Genomic DNA, 26,563 nt, shown 5'->3' with positions numbered 1-26,563 from the left:
TAACGGTTGACGGTTGACAGTTGACGGTTGACGGTTAACAGAAGATATTCAATAGTAAGAAAATCATTCCTTTATAGGAGTGATTTTTTTGTTTAGATGAGATGATGAGGAATAACTCGTAGTGGCAAATGGCAATTTACCAACCTGTCACTCCGGTCTGTATGTCACCCTGAGGAAACGAAGGGTCGCATCCGCTGCGTCTATCTTAGGGGGAGGTTAATAGTTAATAGTTGACAGTTAACAGTTGACAGTTAACAGTTGACAGTTAACAGAAGATATTCAATAGTAAGAAAATCATTCCTTTATAGGAGTGATTTTTTTGTTTAGATGAGATGAATAGTTAACGGTTGACAGTTGACGGTTGACAGAAGATATTCAATAGTAAGAAAATCATTCCTTTATAGGAGTGATTTTTTTGTTTAGATGAGATGAATAGTAATCAGTTGACGGTTGACAGTTAACGGTTGACGGTTGAAATTGTCTAAATAGACATGTACTCTTTAATCGAAAGAATTACGCAAAAAAGCACCTTGCAAAAAAACAAAAAAGCATAACAAAAAAGTACCTTGTAAAAAAGCAGAACCAGTGTTGAGTGACAGATGTGTCTATCTTAGGGTGAGGTTAATAGTTGACAGTTGACGGTTGACGGTTGACGGTTGAAATTGTCTAAATAGACATGTACTCTTTAATCGAAAGAATTACGCAAAAAAGCACCTTGCAAAAAAGCAAAAAAGCAAAACAAAAAAGCAAGGATAGAATTAAATCAGAGTATTTACCCTTTTCCCCTCTCTCTATTTACCTCTCTCTATTTTCCAATCTGCGATTGGCAAACTCCCAATTCAAATGAGGAAGCAGTGCTTTGATGTATTTTTCTTTGTCGTTTTTATACAAAGGCAAGTAAGCGTGTTCCCATAAATCAATAACTAAAAGAGGTTTTCCCAGTCTTAAAGTGATTGGATTTGTGTTGTTGTCAGTGGTAACCAAAGTCAAGTTATTGCGGTGGTCAACCAACAACCACAACCAACCAGCTCCTTCGAATTCTACTGCGATTCGCGTGATTTCAGCTTTTAAATTGTTGTACGAGCCAAAGCTAGAAGTTATCAAAGCAGATAAGCTTGTATTAGGGCTCGTTGTTGTATTTTTATTAATAGACTGCCAAAAGAAATCGTGATTATAAGAAGCGCCGGCTAAATTTGCTATCTCAATTTGTGCGGGTGTAACTTTGTTTAGAATCCCCACCAAGCTATCCGTAACATAAGGTGTATTGTGAATAGCTGTGTTTAATCGATTTACGTAGTCCAAGTGAATTACACCATAGTGAAGCGCTAGATCTTCGGGTTTAAACAAGTCCTCGATCTCTTCATATTGAAAAGAAAGCGCGGGCATATCGAAAGGGCCTTGTTTGGTTTTTACTTTTTCCTGCCCAAGAACCGATTTCTTCTCTACGACAAATGTTTCTCTTTTAGGAATCTCTACTTCAATGCGGTCATTTTGCTTGCCACAAGAAGACGCTGATAGGGCTAAAAAAAGAAATGCGAGGTGTAACAACTTGATGTTTTTCATTCTTCGCTTAAAATAGATTGAGCTAGCTTGATGTACTCTGTTTTCGCTTGTTCAGTGGATAGGTGACTGACCTGAGTCCAAGCATTGAATTTAAACGCTTTTTTCAAATCATGCGACATATGTTCAAAGTCTTGGTGACTCAAACCATTGGTTGCTTGTTTGTAATACGCATAAATCCGCAGCATAACATCGGGTGCCAAATTTCTCGCTTCCTTTGAAATTCGGTTATAGGCTTCTAAGAAGTCTTTATCTAGTTGCTCGTTCATTATTGTTTTTTTGCAATTACCGTTTTGTTACCAATAGCTTTTTGGTTTAATACCACATCTACTTTTGTTCCAATCGGCAAATATAAATCTACTCTAGATCCAAATTTAATAAAACCAGCATCTGTTCCTTGAATGGCTTGCATCCCTGGTTTTGCATAATTTATAATGCGTTTGGCTAATGCACCTGCAATTTGGCGATACATTACCTCTCCAAAAACTTGATTTTCGATGACAACTGTCGTTCTTTCGTTTTCTTCACTTGCCTTCGGATGCCAAGCTACAAGGTATTTTCCCGCGTGATATTGACTGTATTTAATCAATCCGCTTAACCCGTAACGCGTAACGTGTACGTTAATTGGAGACATGAAGATAGAAACCATTAAACGTTTGTCTTTAAAGTACTCAGGCTCATAAACTTCTTCGATTACAACTACTTTTCCATCCACAGGCGCCACAATAACGTGGTCGTTAGGGGTAATGTTTCGGTTTGGATTTCTAAAGAATTGCAAGACCAAGATTAGCAGGGCTAGAATAATAGATGACAAGGTCATTCTTAACCAATCAATCGTTATCACATAATCTAAAACTACAATAAAGATTACAGCGACTACTAACGAGAAAAAAATAATTTTAGTTCCTTCTTTATGAAACATGACTTATAAAATTTGAAAAATGATATACAAAAATGGTGAGATAAATAAGATACTGTCTAAGCGATCTAAGATACCTCCGTGTCCTGGCATGATACTGCCACTATCTTTTACGCCTGCTTCTCGTTTGAAATGAGATTCAACTAAGTCGCCAAGTGTGCCAAATAATCCTACAAAAATAGCACTTGCAATCCAAATATACACATTTAAAAAGGTAAAAAAGTGATTTAGTATAAGTGATGCGATAATAGCGAATAGAATTCCCCCTAAGAGACCCTCAATTGTTTTCTTTGGCGAAATGCGTTCAAATAGCTTGTGTTTGCCGAATTTCTTGCCGACAATATAGGCAAAAGTATCGTTGGTCCATACCAGTAGTAGGATGCCTATTACGATTTGTGGTTGATAGCCTTCGGCCGTATAAGGAAGATGTAAAAAAGCGAAAAAAGTACCAATTACATAGCCTAGAAAAATAATAATCTTTAGTGGTAAACTGCGATTGGGTTTACGGGTGGTAAATAATTCTGCTGTAATAGCAAGTAAAATTAAAAAAGTTACCATTACCATGGTCTGAATTGGAAGTGCAACATAATCTTGGAAGAGAGCTGCAACAGCAACCAAACTGACACCCACACAAAAGTATTTGGATAGTTTAATCAATTTAGCAAACTCGTAAGCTGCTACAACCATAAAAAAACCAAAGAGTATTTTGAATGTTAGTGCATCGTATAAAGTTGCACTTAGCAGTAGAACAATATAGATAATACCTGATATTGCTCTTTTAATGGTTTCAGACATAATTTATAGATCTTCTAATAAAAGTAAATATAAGTTTTTAGGAGATCTGCCATAACTTAAGAAATCTTGATTGGCAGAAGGCTTAAAGCAATTGATTGCCGTAATATTGGTAGGCAAGGCACTGCTGTATTTTCTTTTTATCTCGCGAAGTCCATCGCTTTTTGTTCGTGTAATTTGACTTGTTGCGGCAATGATAATAACATTGTCGGGAATTTCATGCGGCTTATAGTCCTTAAGTTGTTTGTCACAAAACAGAATAGCTCCATCGTCAGCGATTAAGCTTTCACAGGATGAAACAAAAAATAAAGGCTGCTTAGCATTGATAAAGTTGATGTTATTCTCTTTCAACAGCGAATGAAATTGTTTTTCATTCGTTAAAGCTTGCTTTTCAAACCAGTCATTTTCAATCAAAACATTGACAAAAGCTTCTTGTAATTCGGTTTGGGTATCGCAGTATAAAAACTTACCGCCGTTATGCTTAAAGTTAACAGTGAAAAGGTCATCAACAGGCATAACAGTTTCTGGAAGATATTGGCTTCTTAAATCATCAGCCTCTTCGTTGCTTTGTTTTGACATAAATCCGCTAATTAACTTCTTTAGAAAGCTCATACGCTAAGTGTCGAAATGTATAAATTTTATTATTTTCAAAGATAAAAAAAATCTTAACTTAAATGGGTCTTTAAGTTAAGATTTTTATATTGATTCTTAGTAAAGTCTTACTAAGCGATTGTATTTTCTGTATCCGTTTGAGGTTGAATCGGATTTTCCTCTGGATTTGATTTGTCAAAAGGACGTTTACCAAAGATATTTTCTAAATCTTTTTGGAAAATTACCTCTTTCTCACAAAGTAAATCGGCCAGTTGGATTAATTTGTCTTTGTGTTCAGTTAAGATGGCTTGAGCGCGCTCATATTGTCCTTCAATTAACTTGGAGATTTCTTGGTCAATTACTTTAGCCGTATCTTCTGAATAAGGTTTGCTAAAGTTGTATTCGCTTTGACCTGATGAATCATAATACGTAATGTTTCCTAGCTTGTCATTTAAACCGTAAATGGTTACCATAGCTCTCGCTTGTTTGGCTACCTTTTCAAGGTCACTTAACGCTCCTGTAGAGATTTTGTCAAAAACAATTTTCTCCGCAGCACGTCCACCCATAGTAGCACACATTTCGTCTAACATTTGTTCCGTACGTACAATTTGTCGCTCTGCAGGTAGGTACCAAGCAGCTCCTAAACTTTGTCCGCGAGGAACAATGGTTACTTTTACAAGTGGTGCTGCGTGTTCACACATCCAACTTACTGTTGCGTGACCTGCTTCGTGTATTGCAATAGCGTATTTCTCTTCTACGGTGATGATTTTGTTTTTCTTTTCAAGACCTCCAATAATTCGGTCTACCGCATCCAAGAAGTCTTGCATATCTACTTCTTTCTTGTCCTTACGCGCTGCTGTTAAAGCGGCTTCGTTACAAACATTGGCAATATCAGCTCCAGAGAATCCCGGTGTTTGTTTTGCCAAGAAATCAATGTCTAAATCATCTACTCGTTTGATGTTGCGCAAGTGTACATTGAAGATTGCTTCTCTTTCCTTAACATCGGGAAGATCAACGTAAATCTGTCTGTCAAAACGACCTGCACGCAATAAAGCTTTATCTAAGATTTCAGCTCTATTTGTCGCTGCTAATACGATAACATTGGTATGAGAACCAAAACCATCCATCTCAGTTAACAATTGGTTTAGCGTGTTTTCTCTTTCGTCATTTGAACCAGAGAAATTGCTTTTTCCACGTGCTCTACCTACAGCATCAATCTCATCGATGAAAATAATAGCAGGAGATTTTTCTTTTGCTTGTTTGAATAAATCGCGTACACGCGATGCTCCAACACCCACAAACATCTCAACAAAATCAGATCCGGACAAGGAGAAGAAAGGTACTTTCGCCTCTCCTGCCACTGCTTTAGCTAATAGTGTCTTACCTGTTCCTGGAGGCCCTACTAAAAGCGCTCCTTTTGGTATTTTCCCTCCAATGGAAGTATATTTCTCAGGGTTCTTTAAGAATTCTACTATTTCTACAATTTCTTCTTTTGCCCCCTCTAATCCTGCAACATCACTAAACGTTATTTTGAGGTCATTTTTCTCGTCAAAAAGCTTGGCTTTTGATTTTCCAATAGAGAAAATTTGCCCGCCACCGCCAGCACCACCGCCACCAGTCATTCTCTTCATCATAAATAACCAAAATCCAATGATAATGATGATAGGAAGGAAACTAATAAAATAATCGCCCCAATTGCTTTCTGGTTCGGATTTATACTCCACTAATTTGCCTTCTCCAGCTGCCTCGTCTAATTTCTTTTGGAATATCTCAGAGTTACCTATTTCAGTTACAAACTGTGGACCTGTACTTTCTTTACCTAGGATTGACTTTCGTTGTAATTCTTCAAAATCTTTACTCTGTAAAGCATCTTTCGTCAAATATACCTTAGCAACAGAACGATTGAATTCTACCTTTTCTACTTTTCCTTCTTTTAGGTAGTCGAAAAATTTAGAAAGACTCAGTTGTTTGGAATCTCCAACACCACTGCTGTTCGATAAAAAGTTTATAACCAATACGATAACCACAATGCTCGCGTATAAAATCCACGGGCTAAATTTGGGTTTGTTTTGGTTTGGTTTTATGTTTCCCGCCATGAAGAATAAATTTTAAAGTTTAGTATTGGCTGTTGATATTTGTAATCTTTGCGTCTCCCCACAAGCTCTCTAAGTTGTAAAATTCGCGAATCGATTTCTGGAACACGTGTACTACTACATTAACGTAGTCCATTAAAATCCATTCTGCATTAATCTCACCTTCAACATGCCAAGGTTTGTCGTGTAATTCTTTTGATACAATTTTTTGAACGGAACCTGCAATCGCATTGACTTGCGTATTCGAATTCCCATCGCATATAATGAAATAATCACAAGGTGTGTTATCTATTTCTCTTAAATCTAAAATCGTCGTATTTTCCCCTTTTACAGCTTCAATTCCTTTGATAATATTAGCAATCAATTCGTCGTTGTTGATAGTTTTGTTTGTCATTTATTGATTTTATCTAAATTTCTTCAAGTTAACAAAAATATGTTTCCTAATTTTGGGTTCAAATATAGTGAATCGCTTCTGATTAGACTACAATAATTTTATATGAATATCATCAAACTCGATGCCACTGCGTCCACAAATACTTATTTAAGAGCGATGTTAACAAATTGTAATTTGGAAAACTTCACTACAATTGTCACAGAAAATCAATTTGCAGGGAAAGGACAAAGAGGAGAAAGTTGGGTTTCTGAAGCAGGTAGTAACTTGACTTTTAGTGTTTTGATGAAGAGTAGCCCTCAAGCGGTAACGGGGGTCTTTGACTTGAATGTGATGGTCGCTTTGCGCGTGGCAACTACTTTAAAAAAAATAACATCTCTGCCATATTTTATTAAATGGCCAAATGACATTTTGTCTGCAAACAAGAAAGTAGGTGGCATATTAATCGAGAATATTATCAAGGCAAATGGGGAGGTGTTTTCTGTTGTTGGTATTGGTATTAATGTAAATCAGCTTCATTTTCCTGCCCTAAGTAAAGCGAGTTCTTTGGCGTTGCTACAGGGGAATAACATAGATAAAGACTTACTTTTACATGCTTTGCTTGCTGAACTAAAAGAAGGTTATGAGGAATTACAGCAAGAGAATACACTGGCTTTATGGGAAAAATACAAAGCCCATCTGTATCGAAAAGATGTAGTTTCTGTATTTCAAAAACCTGAGGGAGAGCGTTTTAATGGTATTATTCGAAACGTGACAGCCTATGGTAAATTAGTGATAGAAACCGAAGATCAAGGCGAATTGGAATTTGCCCTAAAAGAGGTTCAGCTCCTATATTAGTTCAAAATAAGGAAACCCTTATTTTGAACTGTGTATCTTATTTTTGATGGGTAATCGAAATGGAGTTGATGCAATAGCGATGCCCTGTTGTTTCTTGAGGTCCGTCAGGAAATACATGACCTAAATGCCCCTGGCAGTTTGAACAGACAACTTCTACGCGAATCATGCCGTGTGATACATCTTTGATGTAGGATACACTGCCGTCGATCGCTTGGTCAAAAGAGGGCCAACCACAAGCAGAATCGAATTTCGTTTGAGCTTCAAATAGCAACTGCCCGCATCCAGCACAATGGTAGTGTCCGCCTTCAAAAAAATCAGTGTAAATTCCAGTGAAAGGACGCTCTGTACCTTTTTCTCTTAAAACGTAGTATTGCTCTTCTGTTAGGATTTCTTTCCACTCTTGTTCGGTGGTGTTCTTGTCTTTTTTCATAATGAGAGAGTTTAGCGTAATCTTCTTTATTCTTGTGTGAAATCGCGAATGCGCTCAATAACTTTTTTATCGCCTAATACCTTGCGATGCCCCAGCCCACTAGTAATCATTAATTGGCTGTTTGGTGCGTGTTTTTTAATTTCATAGGCCGCTTTAATAGGTACATCAATATCATCCTCGTCGTGTATAATGAGTAGGGGAATGGCAATTTGTTCTGCCGCTTTATGCACGCAATAGCTGTCCATCGTGCGGTTGAATTGTTTTTCAAAGCGCATTTTAATAATTTCTGCAATACGAGGTTTTAGTTGAAGTTGCTTCACGAAATCTTCAATCACATCTTGTACAATATCTCCACTGCCAATAATAATCGCTTTTTTTGCTTGAAGTCCATCGCGCAAAGCGTTCATCGTTGTCATCCCACCTAGCGAATGTCCAACAACTAATTCAAAAGGGCCAAATTGCTTTTCAATCTCAAAAGCAGAAGCGATGAATTCGGTTAAATTCGTTTTCGTCTTGGGTGCAAAACCATGACCAGGAGCATCAAAACTCACAATGTCGTATCCCTGGCGAATTAAAATATTGGCAATGGTAACCAATTGGGTCCCACGACCGTTCCAACCGTGAATTAATAGCGCTTTCTTGTTGGCTCTTTTGTTGATGCCATATTCGTACATGACAATGTCTTTCTTAATGGCATTGACATACAATTTACTGCGTTTGCTTTTGGCGAGCATTTCCTTTTCTCGCTTGGGTGTTTTGAATTTTATAGGTGTGATAAAGAGATTCTGTGCAAATTTAGCCGCTAATGGAAGAGAGAAACATTGTAACATCTTTCCTGTCCAAATAATTGACTTAGGTACTTCTAAGGAATGTTTTGCTTTTTTTGAATTGTTTTGCATGAGTTAAAAACATTTGAAACAAAAGTACAAAATATATTGGCAGACGTCTTTTGTTTTTGCTTTTCTGTATTTTCGTTTTTTTGTAAAGTTTCCTTAGTATATAAAATCTTCTTTTTGTTAAAAGGGAAATGATCTAACTAAAGAATAAGTTCAACAAAAACGCAACTAGCAAAAAAAACAAAAAGGCTTTTTTGCTTTTCTGTATTTTCGCTTTTTTGTAAAGTTTCCTTAGTATATAAAATCTTCTTTTTGTTAAAAGAAAAATGATTCAACTAAAGAATAAGTTCAACAAAAACGCAACTAGCAAAAAAACGAAAAGGCTTTTTTGCTTTTCTGTATTTTCGCTTTTTTGTAAAGTACCTCTTGTATAAACAATTTTCTTTTTGTTAAAAGGGAAATGATCTAACTAAAGAATAAGTTCAACAAAAAAGCACCTAGCAAAAAAACGAAAAGGCTTTTTTGCTTTTCTGTATTTTCGTTTTTTTGTAAAGTACCTCTTGTATAAACAATTTTCTTTTCATTGAAAGGGAAATGATCTAACTAAAGAATAAGTTCAACAAAAACGCAACTAGCAAAAAAACGAAAAGGCTTTTTTGCTTTTCTGTATTTTCGCTTTTTCGTAAAGTTTCCTTTGTATATAAAATCTTCTTTTTGTTAAAAGAAAAATGATCTAACTAAAGATTAAGTTCAACAAAAACGCAACTAGCAAAAAAACGAAAAGGCTTTTTTGCTTTTCTGTATTTTCGCTTTTTTGTAAAGTTTCCTTTGTATATAAAATCTTCTTTTTGTTAAAAGAAAAATGATCTAACTAAAGATTAAGTTCAACAAAAACGCAACTAACGAAAAAGCAAAAAAGCACCCCACAAAAAAGCAACTAGCAAAAAAACGAAAAGGCTTTTTTGCTTTTCTGTATTTTTGCTTTTTCGTAAAGTTTCCCTTTGTATATAAAATCTTCTTTTTGTTAAAAGAAAAATGATCTAACTAAAGATTAAGTTCAACAAAAACGCAACTAACGAAAAAGCAAAAAAGCACCCCACAAAAAAGCATCCCACAAAAAAGCACCCCACAAAAAAACTCTCCAATAAATCAACTTGTGGAATAAGTTTTGTATGAATAACGACGTTTAATTTTAATATTGTTTAGTTATGCATGTTTTTTATTTTGAAAAGCTTTTAGTATGGCAAAATGCTAGAAGTGTAACAAAAGATATTTATATTGTTACAAGAAATTACCCTAATGATGAAAAATTCGGTTTAGTTTCCCAACTTCGACGCGCTGTCTCAAGTGTGACTGCAAATGTTGCGGAAGGAATGTCTCGAGCAACAAATAAGGATAGATTACACATGTTAAACATAGCATACTCTTCAGCCATTGAAGTGATTAATTTTTTAATTCTAAGTTTAGATTTAGGTTTTATATCGGAAGAAGAATATCGTGTACTTAGGCAAAAAATTGAATTGATTACAAATCAATTACAAAGTTTAGGCAATAAGCTGAGGGAGTAACTAGCGTAAAGGCTTTTTTGCTTTTCTGTATTTTCGCTTTTTTTGTAAAGTACCTCTTGTATAAACAATTTTCTTTTCATTGAAAGGGAAATGATCTAACTAAAGATTAAGTTCAACAAAAACGCAACTAGCAAAAAAACGAAAAGGCTTTTTTGCTTTTCTGTATTTTCGCTTTTTCGTAAAGTTTCCTTAGTATATAAAATCTTCTTTTTGTTAAAAGAAAAATGATCTAACTAAAGAATAAGTTCAACAAAAACGCAACTAACGAAAAAGCAAAAAAGCACCCCACAAAAAAGCAACTAGCAAAAAAACGAAAAGGCTTTTTTGCTTTTCTGTATTTTCGCTTTTTTGTAAAGTACCTCTTGTATAAACAATTTTCTTTTCATTGAAAGGGAAATGATCTAACTAAAGAATAAGTTCAACAAAAACGCAACTAGCAAAAAAACGAAAAGGCTTTTTTGCTTTTCTGTATTTTTGCTTTTTCGTAAAGTTTCCCTTTGTATATAAAATCTTCTTTTTGTTAAAAGAAAAATGATCTAACTAAAGATTAAGTTCAACAAAAACGCAACTAACGAAAAAGCAAAAAAGCACCCCACAAAAAAGCAACTAGCAAAAAAACGAAAAGGCTTTTTTGCTTTTCTGTATTTTTGCTTTTTCGTAAAGTTTCCCTTTGTATATAAAATCTTCTTTTTGTTAAAAGAAAAATGATCTAACTAAAGATTAAGTTCAACAAAAACGCAACTAACGAAAAAGCAAAAAAGCACCCCACAAAAAAGCACCTAGCAAAAAAACAAAAAAGCCCTTTCCTGTTGTTAAACATAAAAGAATAGTTTTATTTTTGAAGAAAAAATAGAATGAAAAAACTAGTTTTATCTTTGGGAGTGCTTCTTTTGGTAAGTGGTTGTAAGACCAATCCGTTTAGTGGTAAAAGCACAATGGCTTTTGTGTCCGATGCTTCTTTATTTCCATCGTCTTTTCAGCAATATGGAGATTTTTTAAAAGAACACAAAGTGGTGAAAGGCACAAAAGATGCCAAGCGCATTGAAGATATTGGAAATAAAATTCGCGTAGCCGCTGAAAAATGGCTGACAGCGAATGGCTATCCTACTTATTTGCAAGATTATCGTTGGGAATATAACTTAGTGGATGATAAAGAGGTGAATGCTTGGTGTATGCCAGGAGGGAAAATCGTTTTCTTTACGGGGATTTTGCCAATTTGCCAAACAGATGCTGGAATTGCTACGGTTATGGGGCATGAGGTTTCACACGCTTTAGCAAATCACGGACAGCAACGAATGAGTGCGGCGATGTTACAGCAAGCTGCAGCTATGGGATTGGATGCTGCTACGACAAATAGTAAGGAATCAACCAAACAAGCTTTGGGAATGGCCTTCGGATTAGGAAGTCAATATGGAGCCATGTTGCCTTTTAGTCGAAGTAATGAAACAGAAGCCGATAAAATTGGACTAACCTTAATGGCGATTGCAGGGTATAACCCCGATGAAGCGGTTTCATTTTGGAGCCGTATGGCCGCCAATAGTGGAGGAGGAGGGGGATCTTCGTTCTTGAGTACACACCCTTCAAACCAAGAGCGCATTGATAATCTGAAAAAATTAATTCCAGCTGCTAAAGCTGAAGCTGCCAAATTTGGCGTGACATTTTAAAATATAGTAGAAAAAAGCGACCGGTCTAGGTTGCTTTTTCTATTTTAGTGGGTTATTTAGATTCAATAGTATGAAAAACTTCCAAAAGGGAAATCCTAAATTATTAAATGCATGGGCCTTTTACGATTGGGCAAATTCTGTTTATGCATTAGTTATCTCTTCCTCTATTTTTCCGCTGTACTATGGTATGTTGTTCCGAGCAAGAGAAATCAATAGTTACTCTTTTTTTGGGATAGAGATGAACAGCGAAAGCATCATCAGCTACATTACGGCTTTGGGCTTTTTGTTGATTGCTTTTATCTCTCCTTTGCTTTCTGGAATTGCCGATTATTTGGGAACCAAAAAGTTTTTTATGAAGCTTTTTTGTGCGATTGGCTCAATCTCTTGCATGCTCCTCTACTTTTTTAGCTTAGACTATTTTGGGTTGAGTTTGTTGATTTACATGATGGGATTAATCGGCTTTTGGGGAAGTTTAGTTTTTTACAATTCTTATTTACCCGATATCGCTTTTGAAGAACAACAAGATCGAATCAGCGCGAAAGGATATGCCCTTGGCTATGTTGGAAGTGTACTCTTGTTAGTGATGAACTTAGGTTTAATCATGAATGCGGAAACCTTGGGGTTTGAAGACGCTACACAAGCCATGCGTTTCTCTTTTATTTTAGTTGGACTTTGGTGGCTGACTTTCAGTCAGATTACTTTTAGAAGATTGCCCGATTTTAAAAATGACAAAAAACTGACGCGTGAAATTTTCTTTAAAGGATTTAAAGAATTAAAAAAAGTAATGGAACAGCTAAAAGAACAAACCATACTAAAACGGTATTTAGTTGCGTTCTTTGTGTATAGTATGGCAGTGCAAACGGTCATGATAATCGCCGCTTTTTTTGGAGAAAAAGAAATTGCATGGGCCGATGATCAACAGCGTAGTATGGGGTTAATCGTTAGTATCATGCTCATTCAAATTATTGCTATTCTAGGCGCATTTACCACAGCTAGTTTATCTAAACGCATCGGAAACATCCGAACGCTGTGTGTGTTGAATGTACTTTGGGTCTTTATTTGTATTTATGCTTATACCATTGTGACACCCAATGAGTTTTATGTCGCCGCGGCTTTTGTAGGATTAGTGATGGGGGGAATTCAATCCCTGTCGCGCTCTACGTATGCAAAACTATTACCTGAAACAACGGATACCACGTCTTTTTTTAGTTTCTACGACGTGACAGAAAAAATAGGAATTGTGGTGGGAATGTCAATTTATGGATTAATTAGCGATTTAACAGGGAAGATGCAAAATGCAATTTTATTTTTAATTCTGTTTTTTATCGTTGGTTTTTTCTTATTATTGCGGGTAAAAGATAGGAAGAATTAAAAAGAAGATTTTTTGTTAATTTATTTTTGTTAAAAAATATTTAAAATCTATTAAAATATATATATTTGAATCTGTAATTAGAATATTAAATTATGAAGAAAATTTATTCGATATTGATTGGTGCAAGTTTGTTAGCTTTATGTGGGGTTGGGGTTTCGTCATGTAGTAGTTCAGATGATGATTTTGTTGATCCAGATTTCAAAGTACCAGCTTATTTTACAGTTACACTTCCAGATACAACTTTTGTTAAGAAAGAGAAGTTTAATGCTTATGTTGATGAGAATGGCGAATTCCAATTCTATATTGACGATTTAAAACAAGGACACTTCTTTGATATGAAAATCTTGAAGTTTCAAGTGGGAAATTTTCCAACCAATATCAATACCATAGATTACACTTATAGCGTTGGCGAGAACAGCTTTGAGTTTTTTAATTCAACTGATTTAGCGAACCCGAAACGAAACAATGGAATAATTAAAATTACCAATATAGATCGAAATGATATGCTAGTAAGTGGAAACTTTAGTAGCTTATTATTGCCTTCACCTTTGAATCAATACATGAATCAATCGTTCAGAATTACCGGAAGTTTCGAGAATATTCCTTATGAGCGTATTGGAACGAACGAGGCTGGGTACATTTTTGCCAATGTTAATGGAGAAGATCTTAGAGACATGGATGTGTTTTCTAAATTTGAAGGAGATATCCTAAATGGAGAGATTGTGATGAATGCTAGAAGTAAATCAATGCGCAAGCGAATGATAAAAATTAGCTTTGATAAAACACTTCCTATAGGTAGCTATGATTATGCGAAAGTAAAAGTACAATATACTTCTGAAAATGGAGTAGTTTACGTTTCGAATGACAAAGATGAAGATTTGGTAGGTAGTGTGTTTAGAATCGATAAAATCGAACCTTTAACGATCGACAATAAAAAAGTATATGCTGGAAAATTTACCTTCAAGTTAAAATCAAAAGAAGGAGATATGATTACGTTGAACTTTGGAGATTACAAAGCAAAGTTATCGATGAAAGAGGTAATTATAACCAATCCAGATCCAGGAACTGGTGGCCCAGGAACTGGTCCAGAGATTCCAGAACTATAGTTTGATAAGTATATAAACTGACATAAGACCTTGCTTTATGCGAGGTTTTTTTATGGCATAAAGATTGAACTACTAGGGTAGTATAGAACTAATAAGTAGTTAAAGTAATTGATAGTTAATGACTTGTGATTTTGGTTGTTACCTTTGTATTATTAGCTACTGACAAAATGACGTGATATTTATAATATGGCAAACCAAAAAATAATAACATTAGATAATTTGATGCTTGATGATTTCTTAGATGGTGATTCTGAATTTATTCCTTTGTTAAGTCAGGAAGATGAAGAAGAAATGAATAATGAAGAACTGCCAATTGAATTGCCAATTTTGCCTTTGCGTAATATGGTTTTATTTCCAGGAGTAGTTATTCCGATTACTGCGGGAAGGGATAAATCAATTAAGTTAATTGAGGCTGCAAATAAAAAAGGAAAGAGTATTGGGGTAGTTGCTCAACTCAATGAAGATACGGAAGACCCAGGTTTAAACGATATTCATCACCAAGGAACAGTGGCGCGAATTATTAAAGTCCTTAAATTACCTGATGGCAACATAACGGTAATCTTACAAGGGAAAAAGCGATTTGAAATCGCGGCTTTAGTTTCAGAAAAACCTTATTTAACAGCAACGGTAAAAGAATGCGACGAAATTCGCCCAGAAGGGGATGATCAGGAGTTTTTGGCTGTGGTAGATTCAATTAAAGAATTAGCAGTTGAGATTATCAAAGAAAATCCAAATATTCCAACAGAGGCTTCTTTTGCAGTTAAAAATATAGAAAGCAATTCGTTTTTAATCAATTTTGTGTCTTCGAATCTGAATTTGTCAGTGGAAGATAAACAGCGTTTATTACGCGTTAACGATTTAAAAGAACGCGCTTATGATACGTTGCGTTTGATGAATGTAGAGCTGCAAAAACTACAGCTAAAAAACACAATTCAGACCAAAGTGCGCATTGATTTAGATCAGCAACAAAAAGAGTATTTCTTACACCAACAGATGAAAACCATCCAGGAAGAACTAGGCGGGTTTTCGAATGAGGAGGAATTTGAAGAAATGCGCAAAAAGGGCAAAGATAAAAAATGGTCCAAGGAGGTACGCGAGCGTTTTGACAAGGAATTGATGAAATGGCAACGCATGAATCCTCAAGTGGCTGAATTTGGAATTCAACGCAACTATTTAGAGCTTTTATTAGAACTACCTTGGAAGAAATATTCAGAGGATAAGTTTGATTTAAAGCGCTCTCAAAAGATTTTAGATAAAGATCACTACGGGATTGAAGACGTAAAGAAAAGAGTATTAGAGCACATGGCTGTTTTAAAACTGCGCAATGACTTGAAAGCTCCAATCTTGTGTTTATACGGGCCTCCAGGTGTTGGTAAAACGTCGATTGGAAAGTCGATAGCCAAGGCGTTAGGTCGTGAATACGTGCGTATTTCACTGGGTGGTTTACGCGATGAAGCAGAAATTAGAGGACATAGAAAAACCTATATCGGTGCAATGCCAGGGCGTATTATTCAAAGCTTGAAGAAAGCTGGAACCTCAAATCCTGTATTCTTATTGGATGAGATTGATAAATTGTCGGTAAGTAATAATGGAGATCCTTCTTCTGCCTTGTTAGAAGTGTTGGATCCTGAACAAAACAGCGACTTCTATGACAACTTCCTAGAAATGGGCTATGATTTGTCTAAAGTGATGTTTATTGCGACATCGAATAGCTTGTCAACGATTCAGCCTGCTTTGAGAGATCGTATGGAAATCATTGAAATGACGGGGTATACGATTGAAGAAAAAGTGGAAATCGGAAAACAACACTTATTGCCAAAACAGCTAGAAGAACACGGGTTAACAGCCAAAGATTTAACTGTGGGCAAAAAGCAAATGGAATTTATTGTTACTCATTATACGCGTGAATCTGGAGTGCGTGGATTGAATAAACAATTGGCTCATGTAGCAAGAGGTATCGCAAAACGCATTGTATTAGAAGAAGAGTACAATCCAAAAGTAACGGATGAAGATATTCGCAAAATCTTGGGAACACCAAGATTTGAAGCAGATAAATACGAGAATAACGATGTAGCTGGTGTAGTGACTGGTTTAGCTTGGACAAGTGTAGGAGGAGATATCTTGTATATCGAATCCATCATTTCTAAAGGAAAAGGCGGATTGAGCATTACTGGAAACCTGGGTACAGTTATGAAAGAATCGGCTACGATTGCTTTAGAATACATCAAAGCTCATGCCGATGAATTCGGAATTGAATCGGATGTGTTTGAACAGTATAAGATTCACATTCACGTGCCAGAAGGAGCAACACCAAAAGATGGCCCAAGTGCCGGAATTACCATGTTGACTTCGATGGTGTCTTCCTTTACGCAACGCAAAGTGAAAAAGAACTTAGCCATGACAGGTGAAATTACCTTAAGAGGAAAAGTGTTACCTGTAGGTGGAATTAAGGAGAAAATCCTAGCTGCGAAACGCGCCAATATCAAGGAAATTATCTTGTGTAAAGAAAATAGAAAAGATATTGAAGAAATTAAAGAAGACTATGTGAAAGGATTAACCTTCCACTACGTTGATCGCATGGAAGAGGTGTTGGATATTGCTTTATTGAAAGAAAAAGTAAAAAATGCAAAGAACTTCAACACAGAAAAAGCAAAATAAGCGTAAACTTTAGTCAATAAAATAACAAAAGGGTGTCCCAAAAGGTCACCCTTTTGTTATTTGCTCTTTGCTCTTTGTGAAGTTGTCGATTCTCTACAAAGCACAAATCGAAATGAGAAAGAAGAGAGAGGAAATCGAAACGTAGTGAAGATTCATCGAATACCAATATAAAATATTAACCTAATGAGATAAACCTCACGATGAGCAAACCTCACGATGAACAAACTTTTACAATTGTTTTTGAAAATGTAATATATTAGCATCATAATACAAAACTTCAAATGAAGCATTCAATCGCAGGGATTTGTTTATTCGTTTTCTACTTGCTATCGCCTGATGCGCATAGTCAAGTTGGTGCAGACTATACCTATCAGTTTTTGAACTTACCCTCTTCTCCTAGGCAAGCGGCTTTAGGAGGCAAAAACTATGGATTTACCGAACAAGTGGGGCAGGCCTTTTGGAATCCAGCCGTGATTAATGAAGCGATGGATAATCAGTTGGATTTGAGTTTCAGTAAAGTATATGGCGTAGCCAATTACGGTTCTTTGGGATATTCCAAAACGTTTCGTTCCAAGCGAAATCTCTTTGTCGGAGTGAATTTTATCAACTATGGAGACTTAGAGGGATACGATGAATTTGGCAGTTATACGGGTAGTTTTAAGGGGAATGAGGTCGCTTTAACCTTGGGGTCTTCCTATCAAATTGAACAATCCGATTGGTATGTAGGAGCCAATGTCAAGTTTGTATTTTCCTCGATGGAGTCTTACCAGTCTATTGGGGCAGCCATTGACCTAGGTGTCTTGTATAAGGATGAAATTGATCGATGGGATTTTGCGCTAACTGCTAGAAACTTAGGGGCTCAACTACAGACCTATGCCGAGTATCGAGAAAAATTGCCATTAGATGTCGCAATTTCGCTTTCAAAAGAATTAGAAAATGTACCTTTGCGCTGGCACATTACAATAGATAATTTACAACAATGGGATTTGTCCTTTTCAAACCCCAATAGGGGCACTACGTCTATAGACGAAGAATTCAAAGAAGAAAAGGTCGGTTTTTTTAATAATGCACTACGGCATTTCATTGTTGGAGTAGAACTCTTTCCTCGAAAGAAGTTCCAACTTCGCTTGGGATATAACTTCCGAAAAGGAGAGGAATTGCGCATTGTCGACAATAGACATTTCGCAGGAATCACTGCGGGCGTTGGGTTACAACTCAAACGCTTTAAATTCGACTATTCTTATGCACGCCAAACCGCAGCAGCAAACACGAGTATGTTTGGTGTTCGTATTGATATGAATTAATTGTAAATTTTTCAAATTTGAAAAAGATAACTATAGCGATTGACGGTTTTTCCTCTACAGGAAAAAGTACGTTAGCCAAAGCACTGGCCAAGTCATTGGGATATATCTATATTGACACCGGTGCGATGTATCGCGCCGTGACACTTTTTGCCATGCGCAAGGGGTTAATCTCGTCCAAGTCTTTTGACGAAGCACGATTGATTGAACTATTAGATACTTTTGATGTACACTTTGAATACAACGTAGCCAAAGGGTATGCCGATATCTACTTGAACCAAGAAAATGTGGAGGAACTCATCCGCACCCTGGAAGTATCCCAGTTTGTGAGTCAAATTGCAGCTGTTTCAGAAGTGAGAAAAAAATTAGTAGAGCAACAGCAAAACCTAGGTAGAGCAAAAGGCGTTGTCATGGATGGTAGAGATATTGGAACGGTTGTTTTTCCCGACGCAGAATTGAAAGTTTTCATGACGGCCTCTCCTGAGATTCGCGCAGAAAGACGCTTTAAAGAATTGCAGGAAAAAAACAGTTCGGTGGTCTATGAAGAAGTATATCGCAACGTGGTTGAACGAGATGAAATCGATACGTCGCGCAAAGATTCGCCTTTAGTAAAAGCGGAAGATGCTATCGAAATTGACAACTCAAACTTGTCCAGAGAAGAACAATTCGATTTAATCCTGAAATTAGTAAAAGAAAGAATTTAATATGATCCATGAAAAAACGCGCATGGGGCATACGCATGCGGTTTGTTTCTACACACTATACACGATATAATTATGAATGTAAAATTGAAACTAACGTTTATGAACTTCCTCGAATTTGCTGTTTGGGGAGCGTATCTAACGTCAATGGGAAACTATTTAGGATCTATTGGATTAGGACCTAAAATTGGTTCGTTTTATGCCATGCAAGGGATTGTGTCTATATTTATGCCTGCTATTATGGGAATTGTGGCAGATCGATGGATCCCCGTTCAACGTTTATTGGGAATTAACCATTTATTAGCGGCAATCTTTATGTTTGCCACAGGGTATTATGGCTATGTTTCGGGTAGTAACGTAGATTTTACAACAATCTTTACCCTATACACCATTAGTGTGGCCTTTTTTATGCCAACGATTGCCTTATCCAACTCTACGGCTTATACCGTATTAAAACAAAACCAATTGGATGTAATCAAGGCCTTTCCGCCGATCCGTACCTTTGGAACCATCGGTTTTATCATCGCCATGCTATTTGTGAATTTCTTTGGCTATACGGATGGAATTCTAGGATTCAACTTCAGTAGTAGCCCTGATTTTATCAGTTTTCAACAAGACTATCACCAGTTTTACGTTTCTGGATTTTTAGGGGTAATCCTGTTTTTATACAGCTTTGTTTTGCCAAATTGTCCCGTGAATAAATCGAGTGAGAAGCGCAGTTTAGCAGATGCCTTTGGCTTAAAAGCCTTTGCTTTATTCAAGCAAAAGAAAATGGCGATTTTCTTTATCTTCTCTATGTTGTTAGGGGTATCGCTACAAATTACCAACGGCTATGCCAATCCTTTTATTACGACGTTTAAGAATATTCCCGAATATGCGAGTACTTGGGGAGCAAGTAATGCCAATGCGTTAATCTCGCTTTCTCAAATTTCAGAAACCCTGTGTATTTTGTTGATTCCGTTCTTCTTGAAGCGCTTTGGAATTAAAGTGGTGATGTTGATGTCGATGATTGCTTGGGTATTGCGCTTTGGATTATTCGGATTAGGAGATCCAGGAAATGGCGTGTGGATGTTTATCTTATCGATGATTGTGTACGGAATTGCTTTCGATTTCTTCAACGTATCGGGATCTTTATATGTAGATAACGAAACCAGTGAGGATATCCGCTCATCCGCTCAAGGAGTATTCATGATGATGACCAACGGATTTGGGGCAACCATCGGAATGTTCTTAGCACAAGCTGTGGTGAATCACTATGTATACAGCCAAGAGGATTTGGTATTGCAAGTAGAAGGATGGAGACATTCGTGGATCATCTTCGCTTTATTCTCTTTAGTTGTGACGATTTTATTTGCGATTGTCTTCAAATACAAACACAAACCAGAGGATGTAGAAAATCTTTCGCATTAGAAGGATATTAATTGATATAAAAAGGAGGTTTCAGTAGGTTGAAATCTCCTTTTTTCGTTTTAGCAGTTGGGTTGTCAAATACCAGATTGAATGTATCAGATTGAATTTTGTTGTAATTTAGTAGCTGTATCCAAGCTGTTAGGGTTGCTAGTGGTGATTTTTGGCTGGGTATGCGACAAGAGTTGATTACGAGTGGATTGAATCATGCGATGCATATGGTTGTAGAAGGTGATAAAGTGAAAAGAGCTTTAGAAGAAATGGTTGTGAGGGAGCAAGAACAATCAATAATATCTTTGCATATGATTTAAATAAAGGAGGATTTCTTTATAATGCACAAGAACATACAAAATATATAAACATGGCAAAAGAGAATAAATGGAGCTATTAATAAATAACATGATAAAAAAAGTAACACAATTCGTTTTCCTTTTTTTATTTCTTCCGCTTGGATATGGACAAATTGGAGTAAGAGTAGAAATCTTAAATTCAGAAGTAATAGATGGAGATCTACTTGAAATAAGAATTAGTAATCAAACTGACCAATCAATTTTTCTTCCTTGGGATGTATCTGTACTGTCTTATGAAATGTTGATGGTAGATTTTGAACGAGTAACCGTTTTTGTCCCAAAAATTTTATTAAGAGATTTAGATACAAATGAACAAATTCCTTTTATAGGTGAAGGAACTTCAATATGTGGAGGAGGTTTTGGTAAGCTTGATACATGGAAGGCGTGGTTAGCAAATAAAAAGGAAGAGGATTTTATTCTGCTCAAGAAAGGAGAAGAAAAAGTAATTACAATTCCATTTAAATTGCGATGGACTGAAAATACGGATAATTTTTATCAGTATAATGTTAGTGAGAATACCTATAATTTGAATTTGAGCTATCAATTGAATCAAGAATTGATGCATAAGTTTATTGATAAAAAGGTTTTAAAACAACTCAAGAAAAAAGGATATATTCCTTATTTTGAAAAAATCCCATCCAATCAAGTACTTATACATATCAATGAAGAAAGCATCTGATAAAAGTAGAAGGTTTTTTATAAAATAGGAATTAAAAAGAGTAGGTGAATTAGTGAGCGGAATATCTTTCACTAAATACAAACTAAATATGAATGAAATAAAAGAATTATTGCGTTTGATGAGTGGAAGAACAGATCCTAAAAGTGCTTTTCAAGATTTGATTATTTCCCCAAATGGACCTCAAAAATATAGTATTCTCCACAAGGAATTATGTGAGTTTTTTATCACATTATACGATAAGGAAATTGATAAATTAGATTGGTTAAAAAGAGAACTGAGTCAATTAGAGAATCTTTCTATGAAAGTATTTCTCAATGAGGATGATGAATTCAATGAATTATATAATAAGTCACGTTTCAAGTTTGATGCGATTCCAGTATATTTTCAACACAAAAAATATAACGATTATTTTGATTTGGCGTTATTTATTAAAACGATGTTTAATAGAGGTGATGATTCTCTCAAAATTGCATTAGTTCATTTTATGTGTTGTTCAAGTGCTGTATTTACTGCGTTAAAAAAGAACCAAGATACGCTGGATTTAATTTTATTAGTTGTTGAATATTTTTACAAATTAGATATGGGTGATGGTGATTTTATAATTGAAGTAAATGATTATCTAAGTTCTGAATGCACTCCAAGAGAAATTGAATGGATGAAGAAAGCTTCACCTGTTTATTTTACCAGTTTCTATAATAGACAATGTTTCATAGAAGACTAATATTTTGGTGTATTTGTGAAAATGTCCACAATGCATGAATGATAAAAAGCAGTAGAAAACAATCTTCTACTGCTTTTTTTACTATAACCAGATACTTTATAATGAGTAATTTGATGCATATTTAATTGTCTATTTTTAAAAATGAACGCAGTATATAGTCTATGTGCGTTTTGTTGTAATTTAGCAATCAAACCCAAATTACCAAGTCCAGTAGGTTTTTTTTATAAAGATGGAAATATGACGAGTCAGCCATCTGTTGTGACAATCATTCCAAAAATATTTAAACAATAGTGATGAAGGTATTAAACATAGAAACAATTACTAAAGAAAAATATCAAGAGCTTGATGTACAAGTTCTCTTTGACGATAACTTGACTGATAGAGCATTTGCCACGATTTTAATTAATAATGTTACTTACAAATTTGCTTGGGGAAGTGATGTTGTTAAACCAATAATAAAGATTATAAATAATCAATATTGTACGATAGGAATTGATCTTGAATTTATTGTTATTAATATGATTGAAAATGTTATTATTAATAACGTAAAACTTGATTTTTTCTTTTATGATACACAAGTATTCAATAATTTACTTTTTGTTATAACAGAACTTCAAATTCTTAAAATGGATACACAATCCTTTGAGATTATTGATAAAATAGATTTACCAGATATATTTGAATCTTTCGATGTCACTGATCAAAGTATTTTGGTTACTTGTTTTAATGATTATAAAGTTTTAATTCAAATGTAAGTTTGTATTTTCTTTATGAGAGTTGATATAGGATGGAGTTCTTATTTTAAATAGGATAGAAATATCCATTAGACAAAAAAGCGGTAATAAAAAGTTTGGATCTTCAAACATTACTACTGCTTTTCTAAGTTTTAGGATTATATTCAAAAAATTAAATTAGTAATTTTAGTCTATTTTTATATCCATAAATCATTACAAAAAAACACTATATCTACTTGCTGTTTAATTATAACTTAGTCCTCAAACCCAAGCTGCCATGATTGCTGGTGGTGGTTTATCTGGTGGTATTTCTTCTACTATTGCAGGTGGTGATTTTTGGCAGGGCATGCGACAAGGGTTGATTACCAGTGGGTTGAATCATGTGATGCATATGGTAGAACATGAAATTGATAAGGCAAGGGTAGATAAACGATTGAGAGCCAAAGGATATAATGAACCAAATGATGCTGCAGAAGATTTATATCGTGATCATAGTAAAATAAATGATTTTGCTGCAAACGTAATTCCTGAATATTACGAAGCTGCTCAAAAACCTGATTTTATTGTGGATAATACGATTCATGATGAGAATGGGAATCAATCTGTTGGTCAAGTAAGAAGTAAATGGATACAAAAAGGAGATGATTTTAATTATTCTCTTACAGATGGAAAAGTTAGACTTCGTTCCACTGTATTTAACAGCTATAGAAGTTTAACTTTAACCATGATACATGAATTAAGCCACGTCATTGATGTTGTATCAGGATTAAGAGGTATTTGGCATGGGCGCTATGATGAGAAAGCTTCTTTGCATATGTCTGAGGTGAAAGCGTATCAATTGCAGATGAGTTGGGGAGATAATTATATAGAATTCAATCCCATTTATTTAAATCATCTAAACAAAGTTAACAGTAATAATTGGCAATTTTAAATTATAATATAAAGATGAAAAGATCTTATTTCAAGAGAAAACACTATTACTTATTATTGTTTTTTATGACAGTATCCTTCTATGGTCAGAATACTACTCAGAGAGAGATATCCTTAACTATTTTAAAAGACTCTATTGAAAATAATAGCTTGGTTACGGTTGAATTTTTTAATCATAGTAATACAAACTATTATCTTCCTTTAGACACTTCAATGGATCGACATCTTGGTTTTAATAGTTACTATGATAAAAGAGGAGATTTTTCACTGAATGAGGTATGGTATGATAGCAGTATGGAACCTGGCAATAATAGAGGAACAGGTATGACAGATTGTATGGATGTGAAACAAAGTTCATTTAGTTTCAAAACGATGAAGGAAGAGGAGAATTTTAAGAATGTTGACATCTTGTTAATGGAATCTAATACTTCAGTAAGAATAAAAGTAGCTATACAATTTATTAAGAATGATATTTATTCTTGTTCTTTATACTATCAGAGCACAGATAATTTATTTGCTAATTTCCAATTAAGCTATCAACTTGAAAAAGAGAAAATGGAGCAGTTAAGACATGGGAATGAATTTTATGGTAGAAGAAATCTAGAAGATGAAGGGTATCAATTATATACGCAAAAAATAGAAAGTAATATAGTTCCGTTGAAAATTTCTAGAGCGATGAAAGAGTTCATGAAAGAACCCTATTATGGGAAAGCTTTTTTAGAAATCGAAAAAGAATAAATTTAATAAAAAAAGCAGTAGATTTTTTTCTACTGCTTTTTTGTTTTTAACTAAAATAATTTCTTATAACAGAAAATTCAACAGTTAACAGTAAACCGTTAACTGTTAACAGTTAACTAATTCCCGATCATCTTCTTCGGATCTACCCAAAGATCAAAATCTTCTGGCGTTACATAGCCCAAACGAACCGCTTCTTCTTTTAAGGTTGTACCATTAGCGTGAGCCGTTTGCGCAATTTCAGCGGCTTTGTAATAACCGATTTTTGTATTTAGAGCTGTCACGAGCATTAACGAATTATCTACCAATTCTTGAATGCGTTTGTGGTTAGGTTCAATTCCCTGTGCACAATGCTCATCAAAAGAAACACAAGCATCCCCAATTAATTTTGCCGATTGAATAAAATTAGCTGCCATGACAGGTTTGAATACATTCAATTCATATTGTCCTTGGGTACCGCTGAATGAAATCGTTACATCATTCCCTAGCACTTGAGCCGCTACCATCGTTAATGCTTCACATTGGGTTGGATTTACTTTTCCTGGCATAATAGAAGATCCAGGTTCATTCGCAGGGATGATAATCTCACCGATTCCCGAACGAGGTCCAGAAGCCAGCATGCGGATGTCATTGGCAATTTTATAGAGGGAAACCGCTAGTTGCTTCAGCGCACCATGCGTTTCTACAATAGCATCATGAGCGGCTAAAGCCTCAAATTTATTCGGAGCCGTAACAAAAGGTAAGTTTGTAAAATCCGCAATGTGTTTAGCCACTACGACATCATAGTTAACAGGCGTATTTAATCCCGTTCCTACAGCTGTTCCACCCAAAGCCAATTCTGCCAAATGAGGTAACGTATTTTGTAGTGCTTTTAAGCCATGTTCCAATTGCGCGACATAACCCGAAATTTCTTGCCCTAAGGTTAGCGGCGTTGCATCCATTAAGTGGGTACGTCCAATTTTTACTACGTCTTTGTATTCCTTCGCTTTGGCAGCCAAGGTGTTTTTTAGTTGAGTAACCCCAGGAATCGTCGATTCAATTACTGCTTTATATGCTGCAATATGCATAGCCGTAGGGTAGGTGTCATTCGAAGATTGTGATTTGTTGACATCGTCATTGGCTTTCAACACCGGTTCTCCTTCTCCAATCTCAAAACCAGCTAGTACTTGCGCGCGATTAGCAACCACCTCATTGACATTCATATTGGATTGTGTACCAGAACCCGTTTGCCAAATCACCAAAGGAAACTGATCGTCTAATTTTCCCGCAATAATTTCATCACACACTTGTGCAATCGCATCTCTTTTCTCTTGACTCAATACGTTTAAATCAAAATTGGCATAAGCAGCAGCCTTTTTTAAATAAGCAAAAGCCTCAATAATTTCATGAGGCATGGATGCTTCGGGTCCAATCTTAAAGTTGTTTCTCGAACGCTCTGTTTGTGCACCCCAATATTTGTCTTTGGGTACTTGTACTTCTCCAATTGTGTCTTTTTCTATTCTATAGTCCATGTTGTGATTTGTATTTAAAATTACCTTAAAGGTACTGAATTATTTAGTTTGATTCTAAAGAAGGGGTAAAATAAAATAAGAGGTATTGTCAAATCGAGAAAAGGATGTATATTTGGGACGTATACAAAAAAAATCAGGAATAAAATGTTTGAATTTCAACAGTATTTAGGTTTCATCGTTGCCATGACCGTTATTACAATGGCGTTTTGGCTTTTGATATTCTTAATTGGTTTCGCTTGCTACTGGGCAACTGGAGGCGCAATGGAGTTATTAAAAGAGAAGAAAGCTAAAAAACAGCAGTTAGAAGAAAGTCAAATGTAGAATTTGATTTTACGAAATAAAAGAGGTCATGCGATGCATGGCCTCTTTTTTGTTTACGGTGAACAGTTAACAGTTGACGGTTTAGTTTTTCTGATTTAAGAGCATTTAATCTTTAAACGAAAATCCACCCACCTCTCATTTCTTCTCTATCTCATTGGTTAATATTTATTTTGGTGTTCGATGAATATATCTCACAAGGTTTATATTATCTCATTAGGTTTATGTTTTGTTTTGGTATTCGATGAATCTCCACTGCGTTACGATTTGGTTTTGGTGTTCGATGAATCTACGCTACGCTCCGATTTTCACTACGCTCCGATTTTTTCTTTCTCATAACGAAGATTGTTGATTGAAGA

25 protein-coding genes are annotated in these 26,563 nt (G+C 35.4%); 15 read left to right on the top strand and 10 right to left on the bottom strand.

The window, feature by feature from the left end; all coding sequences use genetic code 11:
- Window positions 1-795 precede the first annotated feature (795 nt).
- The 7 genes from FBR08_RS03080 to rsfS form a co-directional block, all read right to left on the bottom strand.
- Entirely contained in the window at window positions 796-1,563 is a 768-nt protein-coding gene (locus FBR08_RS03080; protein WP_158961363.1) for a superoxide dismutase, read from the bottom strand.
- Entirely contained in the window at window positions 1,560-1,829 is a 270-nt protein-coding gene (locus tag FBR08_RS03075; RefSeq protein WP_158961362.1) for an acyl-CoA-binding protein, read from the bottom strand. Before FBR08_RS03075 ends, FBR08_RS03080 begins: the two co-directional genes overlap by 4 nt.
- Window positions 1,829-2,482, bottom strand: a complete 654-nt coding sequence (locus FBR08_RS03070) for a phosphatidylserine decarboxylase family protein (RefSeq protein WP_158961361.1) — start codon at window positions 2,480-2,482, stop codon at window positions 1,829-1,831. The genes FBR08_RS03075 and FBR08_RS03070 overlap by 1 nt, the downstream gene beginning before the upstream one ends.
- 3 nt (window positions 2,483-2,485) lie before the next feature.
- A complete protein-coding gene (locus tag FBR08_RS03065) occupies window positions 2,486-3,274 on the bottom strand; it encodes a phosphatidate cytidylyltransferase (protein WP_158961360.1) in 789 nt (262 codons plus the stop codon).
- A gap of 3 nt (window positions 3,275-3,277) precedes the next feature.
- Entirely contained in the window at window positions 3,278-3,850 is a 573-nt protein-coding gene (locus FBR08_RS03060) for an LUD domain-containing protein (RefSeq protein WP_158961359.1), read from the bottom strand.
- Window positions 3,851-3,993: 143 nt separating this feature from the next.
- Window positions 3,994-5,958, bottom strand: coding sequence for an ATP-dependent zinc metalloprotease FtsH (gene ftsH, locus FBR08_RS03055; RefSeq protein ID WP_158961358.1), 1,965 nt, complete (start codon window positions 5,956-5,958; stop codon window positions 3,994-3,996).
- A gap of 19 nt (window positions 5,959-5,977) precedes the next feature.
- Entirely contained in the window at window positions 5,978-6,349 is a 372-nt protein-coding gene (gene rsfS / locus FBR08_RS03050; protein WP_158961357.1) for a ribosome silencing factor, read from the bottom strand.
- A gap of 102 nt (window positions 6,350-6,451) precedes the next feature.
- On the opposite strand from rsfS, the gene FBR08_RS03045 reads away from it, so the two are divergent.
- Window positions 6,452-7,183 carry a biotin--[acetyl-CoA-carboxylase] ligase gene (locus FBR08_RS03045; protein ID WP_158961356.1) on the top strand — a complete coding sequence of 244 codons (732 nt, stop codon included), beginning with the start codon at window positions 6,452-6,454 and terminating at the stop codon, window positions 7,181-7,183.
- 37 nt (window positions 7,184-7,220) lie between these two features.
- Here the strand turns inward: FBR08_RS03045 and msrB are convergent, their stop codons facing one another.
- Both msrB and FBR08_RS03035 read right to left on the bottom strand, forming a co-directional pair.
- Window positions 7,221-7,613: a peptide-methionine (R)-S-oxide reductase MsrB gene (msrB, locus tag FBR08_RS03040; protein WP_158961355.1), complete on the bottom strand. Its 393-nt coding sequence runs from the start codon at window positions 7,611-7,613 to the stop codon at window positions 7,221-7,223.
- Between the two features lie 26 nt (window positions 7,614-7,639).
- The gene (locus FBR08_RS03035; RefSeq protein WP_158961354.1) at window positions 7,640-8,512 is read right to left on the bottom strand and encodes an alpha/beta fold hydrolase; all 873 of its coding nucleotides are present in this window, start codon (window positions 8,510-8,512) and stop codon (window positions 7,640-7,642) included.
- Window positions 8,513-9,657: 1,145 nt separating this feature from the next.
- Here FBR08_RS03035 and FBR08_RS03030 point away from each other — a divergent pair.
- From FBR08_RS03030 to FBR08_RS02965, 13 genes are all read left to right on the top strand, one after another.
- Window positions 9,658-10,017 carry a four helix bundle protein gene (locus FBR08_RS03030; protein ID WP_158961353.1) on the top strand — a complete coding sequence of 120 codons (360 nt, stop codon included), beginning with the start codon at window positions 9,658-9,660 and terminating at the stop codon, window positions 10,015-10,017.
- An 854-nt stretch (window positions 10,018-10,871) separates the two neighbouring features.
- Complete coding sequence (locus FBR08_RS03025) at window positions 10,872-11,681, top strand: M48 family metalloprotease (RefSeq protein ID WP_158961352.1); 810 nt, start codon at window positions 10,872-10,874, stop codon at window positions 11,679-11,681.
- Window positions 11,682-11,751: 70 nt separating this feature from the next.
- Window positions 11,752-13,053, top strand: coding sequence for an MFS transporter (locus tag FBR08_RS03020; protein ID WP_158961351.1), 1,302 nt, complete (start codon window positions 11,752-11,754; stop codon window positions 13,051-13,053).
- A gap of 92 nt (window positions 13,054-13,145) precedes the next feature.
- Window positions 13,146-14,159, top strand: a complete 1,014-nt coding sequence (locus FBR08_RS03015; protein WP_158961350.1) for a hypothetical protein — start codon at window positions 13,146-13,148, stop codon at window positions 14,157-14,159.
- 186 nt (window positions 14,160-14,345) lie between these two features.
- A complete protein-coding gene (gene lon, locus FBR08_RS03010) occupies window positions 14,346-16,817 on the top strand; it encodes an endopeptidase La (RefSeq protein ID WP_158961349.1) in 2,472 nt (823 codons plus the stop codon).
- 281 nt (window positions 16,818-17,098) lie between these two features.
- The gene (porQ, locus tag FBR08_RS03005) at window positions 17,099-18,121 is read left to right on the top strand and encodes a type IX secretion system protein PorQ (RefSeq protein WP_158961348.1); all 1,023 of its coding nucleotides are present in this window, start codon (window positions 17,099-17,101) and stop codon (window positions 18,119-18,121) included.
- A 17-nt stretch (window positions 18,122-18,138) separates the two neighbouring features.
- Window positions 18,139-18,822, top strand: a complete 684-nt coding sequence (gene cmk, locus FBR08_RS03000; protein ID WP_158961347.1) for a (d)CMP kinase — start codon at window positions 18,139-18,141, stop codon at window positions 18,820-18,822.
- A 72-nt stretch (window positions 18,823-18,894) separates the two neighbouring features.
- Complete coding sequence (locus tag FBR08_RS02995; protein WP_158961346.1) at window positions 18,895-20,229, top strand: MFS transporter; 1,335 nt, start codon at window positions 18,895-18,897, stop codon at window positions 20,227-20,229.
- A 375-nt stretch (window positions 20,230-20,604) separates the two neighbouring features.
- Entirely contained in the window at window positions 20,605-21,255 is a 651-nt protein-coding gene (locus tag FBR08_RS02990) for a hypothetical protein (protein WP_158961345.1), read from the top strand.
- Window positions 21,256-21,343: 88 nt separating this feature from the next.
- Window positions 21,344-21,976, top strand: a complete 633-nt coding sequence (locus FBR08_RS02985) for a hypothetical protein (protein WP_158961344.1) — start codon at window positions 21,344-21,346, stop codon at window positions 21,974-21,976.
- Between the two features lie 293 nt (window positions 21,977-22,269).
- Complete coding sequence (locus tag FBR08_RS02975) at window positions 22,270-22,731, top strand: hypothetical protein (RefSeq protein WP_158961342.1); 462 nt, start codon at window positions 22,270-22,272, stop codon at window positions 22,729-22,731.
- A gap of 256 nt (window positions 22,732-22,987) precedes the next feature.
- Window positions 22,988-23,641, top strand: a complete 654-nt coding sequence (locus FBR08_RS02970; RefSeq protein ID WP_158961341.1) for a hypothetical protein — start codon at window positions 22,988-22,990, stop codon at window positions 23,639-23,641.
- Window positions 23,642-23,853: 212 nt separating this feature from the next.
- Window positions 23,854-24,378, top strand: coding sequence for a hypothetical protein (locus FBR08_RS02965; protein WP_233266211.1), 525 nt, complete (start codon window positions 23,854-23,856; stop codon window positions 24,376-24,378).
- A gap of 116 nt (window positions 24,379-24,494) precedes the next feature.
- Here FBR08_RS02965 and fumC read toward each other — a convergent pair whose 3' ends face one another.
- Window positions 24,495-25,886 carry a class II fumarate hydratase gene (gene fumC / locus FBR08_RS02960; RefSeq protein WP_158961339.1) on the bottom strand — a complete coding sequence of 464 codons (1,392 nt, stop codon included), beginning with the start codon at window positions 25,884-25,886 and terminating at the stop codon, window positions 24,495-24,497.
- 144 nt (window positions 25,887-26,030) lie between these two features.
- On the opposite strand from fumC, the gene FBR08_RS16725 reads away from it, so the two are divergent.
- Window positions 26,031-26,207 (top strand): hypothetical protein, encoded by a 177-nt coding sequence (locus tag FBR08_RS16725; protein ID WP_172462211.1) that lies wholly within the window; start codon window positions 26,031-26,033, stop codon window positions 26,205-26,207.
- Window positions 26,208-26,563: the final 356 nt, after the last annotated feature.

Source organism: Myroides fluvii (genome assembly GCF_009792295.1).
In the GTDB taxonomy this organism is placed as follows: domain Bacteria; phylum Bacteroidota; class Bacteroidia; order Flavobacteriales; family Flavobacteriaceae; genus Flavobacterium; species Flavobacterium fluvii_A.
The sequence above is the reverse complement of the archived record's forward strand: the minus strand, read 5'-3'. Positions and strand labels throughout refer to the sequence as shown.